The organism is Microbulbifer okhotskensis (genome assembly GCF_023895975.1).
GTDB lineage: Bacteria > Pseudomonadota > Gammaproteobacteria > Pseudomonadales > Cellvibrionaceae > Microbulbifer > Microbulbifer okhotskensis.
Map to the genome: position 1 here is coordinate 1 of NZ_JALBWM010000181.1, position 4,756 is coordinate 4,756.

A 4,756-nucleotide genomic window follows, 5' to 3' on the forward strand; every position below is an offset into this window, starting at 1 on the left:
GCGTGGCATCGGTGCAAGTGATGGTCCAGGTTTCAGTCACCGCTGCGGGGTGTGCATCTGGGTTGTGTAATTGCCCATTGCCGCTACCGGAAAAACTCAGGTTACTAACCTCTCCGGCGCCAGTTACCAGGCGCACTACTTGGTCCAGTAAATCAATATGGTTGCTTGCCACAGCCTGCCGATAAATACTCATTAGCCCCCCAACATTTGCCGGAATTTGCCCGGATTGCGTTTGATATGTAGTTCGATTAATTGCTCGCCCTCGGGTCCGCGCAGGGCATCAGAAATCAAATCCTTGTCGAGCACCGGCAGCAGGCGCTGCCTAACAGTCATCTCCGGCATACTGGCGGCGAGAGCCTGTGCGGGGCTGTTGTAATTGACTGCGGATAAACCAACCGGGCCGCCCTCGGCGTAGCCACGGAAGCGCTCCAGGGAGCGCATCCCCTCGCGGCGGAAATTTTCCATAAAAGCCATGGCACCGGGTTCGCGCATGACTTCGGCGGGTTGCACATACTCACCGGCGTGGACCACGCCTTTGACCTGGTATTTAGTGCCCGCGCCGGTGTAACCGCCATCGGCGTAGCCTAATACTGTCATTGCCGCTGTAGCTGCCTGGGCGGAGGCCTTTTGAGCCGCCATCTGTGCTAATGCGTCGGCAATGGAAGCAATTACATCTTTGAGCACATCCCCCAGGCTGGCTGCCCCGGATGCCAGGTCTTGAAACCCCTCTGTCAAACTATCTTCCAGCGCGTCTTTGATGGTCGTGCCGTACTCGTTGGTAACAGAATCTAATTGCTCCACTTCCGCTTTTAATTGCCGCACCCGCTCAATGGCATCTGGGTTGCCAGAGGCTTCGGCCAGGGCTTCCATTTGCGGAATTAACCTATCCACCTGCTCGGCAGTATCTCGGTGTAATTGCAGCAACTGCTCGCGGGCAGATAGCTCGGTGATAAGGCCGGATTCCTGTTGTGCACGGATGGTTTGTTCCTGCCGGTTTTGCTCCGACAGCACGCGAGCCACCTGGGCCTGGAGTTCATCCAGTTGCGCCTGGGCTTTTTCCACATTGATTAGGCTGTTGACCAGTTCGATGCCGGCGGTATCGCTGCGGGCCTGCAGGCTCAGCAGCAAATCCGCGTATTGGTTTTCCAGGTCATTGCTGCGGGCCTCGGCGGTGCGGCCTTGAAGGCTGAGCAACCGGTTTTCAATGGTGGCCAATTGCTTGGCATCTGCTGTTGCCTGGTTAAGTTTTTCCTGAGCGGTGATTGCGGCATTGGCGGCTTGGGCGCGGGCGAGTAATTCGCCGCTCAATCCTTTTTCGGCGATATTGTACGCACGGGTTTCTGAGGCACTTTTGCCCAGGACTTCCGCCTGGCGCTCAAGCTGGGCAACAAATGATTCCAAGCTTTTGCTTTCACGGTCGGTGCTTTTCTTGTCTGCGTAACGGGCATTAATGCCGGCAATATTGTTGGCGATAGTGTCGTCGTTAAGGCGCGCGTCGTTGGGGTTGGCTTGGCGGATTTTATCCAGCTGCTTTTGATACTCTTTAATGGCAGCAACGCGCTTTTCTTCACTTGTGAGGTTGGAAGCCGCCAAGCGGTCCACCTCTTTCATGGCCGCAATGGCCTCCTTATTGAGTTTTCCGCGCTCGGCTTGTTCAGCGGAGATGGCATCGCGGAACTGGATACGTAATTGCAAACGGGTGCGCTCGGCCTTGAGTTCGGAAAGACTGGTACTGGTCTCTCCTCGGCGGCGGCCACGCAAAATTTCCTGTTGCCGCTGGATACGCTCATTCACCTGGTCCAGCTCATCTTCCAGGGTATCTTCGCGGCCGACATCGAGCATTGCATCCCAGCTCTCAGACGCGGCTTCTTTTACCAGCTTCCAACCCCGTTCCAGCAGGCCGATATTTTCAGCCAGTTCATCGGCACGACTCTCCAGTTCGTTGGCATGAGTATCGAATGCAAGTTGTACCGCTTCCATCTCACGGCCCTGGGCCTGCAGTGCGGCAATATTGGAATAGACTGCCGCATCCAAGTGGTTGTACTTCTCACTCAGCTTTTCGATGGCACCGACCGGATCGGCTGCCAACTGCGTAAACTCATCTACCGTTGCACCTATGGCCTTTCCCGTGGCGTCCTGCATTTTCAGTGCAGTGCGCGCGACCTGTTCCATTTGCGCCTCGGTAAACTTTCCGGCCGAAGCAATTTCAGTGAGTGCCGCTGACGCTGCGCGGCGGGTACCCACCACACCATCAAGACGTTTGGCCATTTCCGCGAGCTGGTCGCTGTTAGTGCCGGCGGCATTACCACTCAGGGTTAGCGCCTCGGTATAGCGGCGGCTCTCGGCCGCGCCCTGCTCATGGGCCAGCACCACAGTAGCCGTGGCGGCGGCAAGGCTGCCGAGTAATAGCGGAATGGGTTTAATCGTCGAGGCCAGGGCCTTGGCGGCTTCACGGGTACCGCCAAAGGAGTCTTTTATCTGGCCGCCTTGCTGGATGGCCACCAGCCACACGGGCATACCAGAAGCCAGGCTGGTGGTGATATCGGTGATCTGTGCCGGCAGCTGGCGCATGGCCTGTTTGTATTGGCCGGCGGAGATGGCGCCATCACGCATAGCATTGTTATTGGCTTTAACCGCCGCCGTATTTTTAGTGGTCGCAGAGGTTTGATTAGATGCGGTGACTTTTTGATTAGATGCGGTGACTTGTTGAATACCTGCACTGGCTTTTGCTGCCGCGTCCGTAACATCAAGCAGCTCTTTTTCAATTTGGTCCAACTGCTTGGCTGTTCCGGTATCTTTTACAGCCGATGTCTTGTCCAAAGCCGCACCCGCATTACTGGCTGCTTCAGAAACATTTTCCAGGTCTTTTTCTAGTTGCTCTAGTTGCCCGCCAGAGTCCGCTTTTCGCGGGACGGTGACTTTGTCCAGGTTCGCATCTGCCTCAGCGGCCGCGACTGAAATACCATCCAGCTCTTTCTCGAACTGGTCGAGCTGCTTAGCGGCATTCTTTAAATCGGTACGAATGCGGAGGGCGAGTTCAAGGTTTTGATTTGCCATGGGGGCATCATGGCGAGTTCCGGGGGAAACGTCTTTTGAACAGGGGCAAAAATGCCAGCGGCGAACGCTGCTGGCTTAGTCTTTAATCAGGCTGCGGAGGTGCTTTTGGCTGTCGTTTTTGTCGGCAACAAATGCGGCGCGTATATCGGAAAAGTTCCCGGCCCGCTGGTGGCGTTCGCGGCGCAAGGCGGCATCGTGGTAGAGCATTAATTGCCGCTCGGTATAACTGCCGATTTTTTCCGGGGGGTGTCCGCTGGCGATCAGGGTGGTGTAGATATCTCGCCAGCGGGTTCGGGCTTTTGCGCTCTGCTCGCGACCAGTTCCGCGATCCTGCGTTGCTGCACAGAGCGCAGAAAAAAAGGGCCGGTCACCGCCCACCAAGTCATCAGCAGCAAATTGCCATCGGGATCATTGAGGCCGTGCAGCCAGTCCTCATCGCGGTCGATGGCGACGGCCATTAGCTGCAATATAATTTCATGGTGCTCGGCGATGATATCCAACACCGCTTCCAGGGAGAGCGCTACGCTGCTGCCCATTACCTGGTGCAGTGCCTTGAGAAATGGCGCCGCCAGTGGACGCAGGCGCAAGCCCTCGACAAAGCCGTATTCACGCACGGTAATTTTTTCGCCGGCAATAGTCAGGGTGCGCTCCGGGTGCAGAATCTCCAGGTCATCCTGGGATTCTGCAGATACTTTTTTTTCCAGCTTTTTGGCCATGGCTTAACCCAGTAATTCGATGCGGCCAAAACCGCCCAGGGCTTCATCCGGGTCGGACAGCGCATCAAATAGCGCAGTACCTGTCAGTGCCAGCTCGCCGAAACTCGAATTAATCAAATCCAACTGGCTCACCGGATTAAATTTGCACTTGTACAAGCGCCCGCGCACTCGCTCGCCGCTACCGTCTACGGTGTTAACGCCATCCAGCATCAAGTAACGCACCGGCGGGGACTCGGTGAACATAGTGATATCGGTGCTGGCGCCGTGGGAGTAATCGGCATTAAACGGTTGGGTAAAGGAAGTTACATCTAAAAATTCCAGAACTCCGCCAGGGCTGGATGTAACCTGGTAATTGGTGCCGTCCACCAAAGTGGCCGGGGTGCCATTGGAGTCGGTGATTACCAGGCTGGAAATATTGCCGCGATCCAATATCACAGAATCGCCAGCTTCCACTTCTGGGATGGCTTCGTCGGTCACTGTCGAACTGGTTACAGTGCGCTCGGTACCATAGAGCCCCATGGCCAGGTTGCTGGCGGTAGCGTGATACAGAGTCAGGGAGAAACTGACCTCGGTGCCGGTATTTAAGGTGGCGCTGGTGAGGCGCTGGCCGCTGTAGGATTCCTGGCGATTCTCCGAGCTGACATTGGCAGTAATATTCAGCAGGCCGACATCGTTGACCCAGTGCATTTTGCCCGGCTTGCCGGTGGATAGGCGCTCGCCCAGATATACCTTGCCCTGTAGGGAAAAGTCTTGCATTGCTCCAGCTCCTTATTTGCCTGGTGCGGCGACTTTTTTATGCTTAATAAGCCAGTCGCGCTGATTTTCGGTAACCTCAATTTCTTCGCCCTTTTCACAGGGCCGGCCCCGGTGGGTGTGCGCCTCGATTAGAGTGACTTTTACCCTTTTTGGGGCGGTTTGCTTGGCGGTCATGACGTGGTGTCCCCCATGAAGTAAGTGATAGAGAAAACATCGATCCAGAGTAA

The 4,756-nt window shown here is 55.9% G+C and carries 6 protein-coding genes; 1 reads left to right on the top strand and 5 read right to left on the bottom strand.

Annotated features, from left to right (window positions below):
• Together MO867_RS20535 and MO867_RS20540 are read right to left on the bottom strand one after the other, a co-directional pair.
• The coding region (locus tag MO867_RS20535; protein ID WP_252472582.1) for a hypothetical protein at window positions 1–193 on the bottom strand (193 nt) is incomplete at its 3' end.
• Complete coding sequence (locus MO867_RS20540) at window positions 193–3,057, bottom strand: phage tail length tape measure family protein (RefSeq protein ID WP_252472584.1); 2,865 nt, start codon at window positions 3,055–3,057, stop codon at window positions 193–195. The genes MO867_RS20535 and MO867_RS20540, both read right to left, overlap by 1 nt.
• Before the next feature lie 51 nt (window positions 3,058–3,108).
• Between MO867_RS20540 and MO867_RS20545 the strand changes: the two genes are divergently transcribed.
• A complete protein-coding gene (locus MO867_RS20545; protein ID WP_252472586.1) occupies window positions 3,109–3,267 on the top strand; it encodes a hypothetical protein in 159 nt (52 codons plus the stop codon).
• Between the two features lie 50 nt (window positions 3,268–3,317).
• On the opposite strand, the gene MO867_RS20550 is transcribed toward MO867_RS20545, so the two are convergent.
• From MO867_RS20550 to MO867_RS20560, 3 genes are all read right to left on the bottom strand, one after another.
• A complete protein-coding gene (locus tag MO867_RS20550; protein WP_252472588.1) occupies window positions 3,318–3,773 on the bottom strand; it encodes a DUF6631 family protein in 456 nt (151 codons plus the stop codon).
• Between the two features lie 3 nt (window positions 3,774–3,776).
• Entirely contained in the window at window positions 3,777–4,529 is a 753-nt protein-coding gene (locus MO867_RS20555) for a phage tail tube protein (RefSeq protein ID WP_252472590.1), read from the bottom strand.
• A 12-nt stretch (window positions 4,530–4,541) separates the two neighbouring features.
• Window positions 4,542–4,756 (bottom strand): DUF7210 family protein (locus tag MO867_RS20560; RefSeq protein WP_252472592.1); only part of this gene is annotated, 215 nt, incomplete at its 5' end.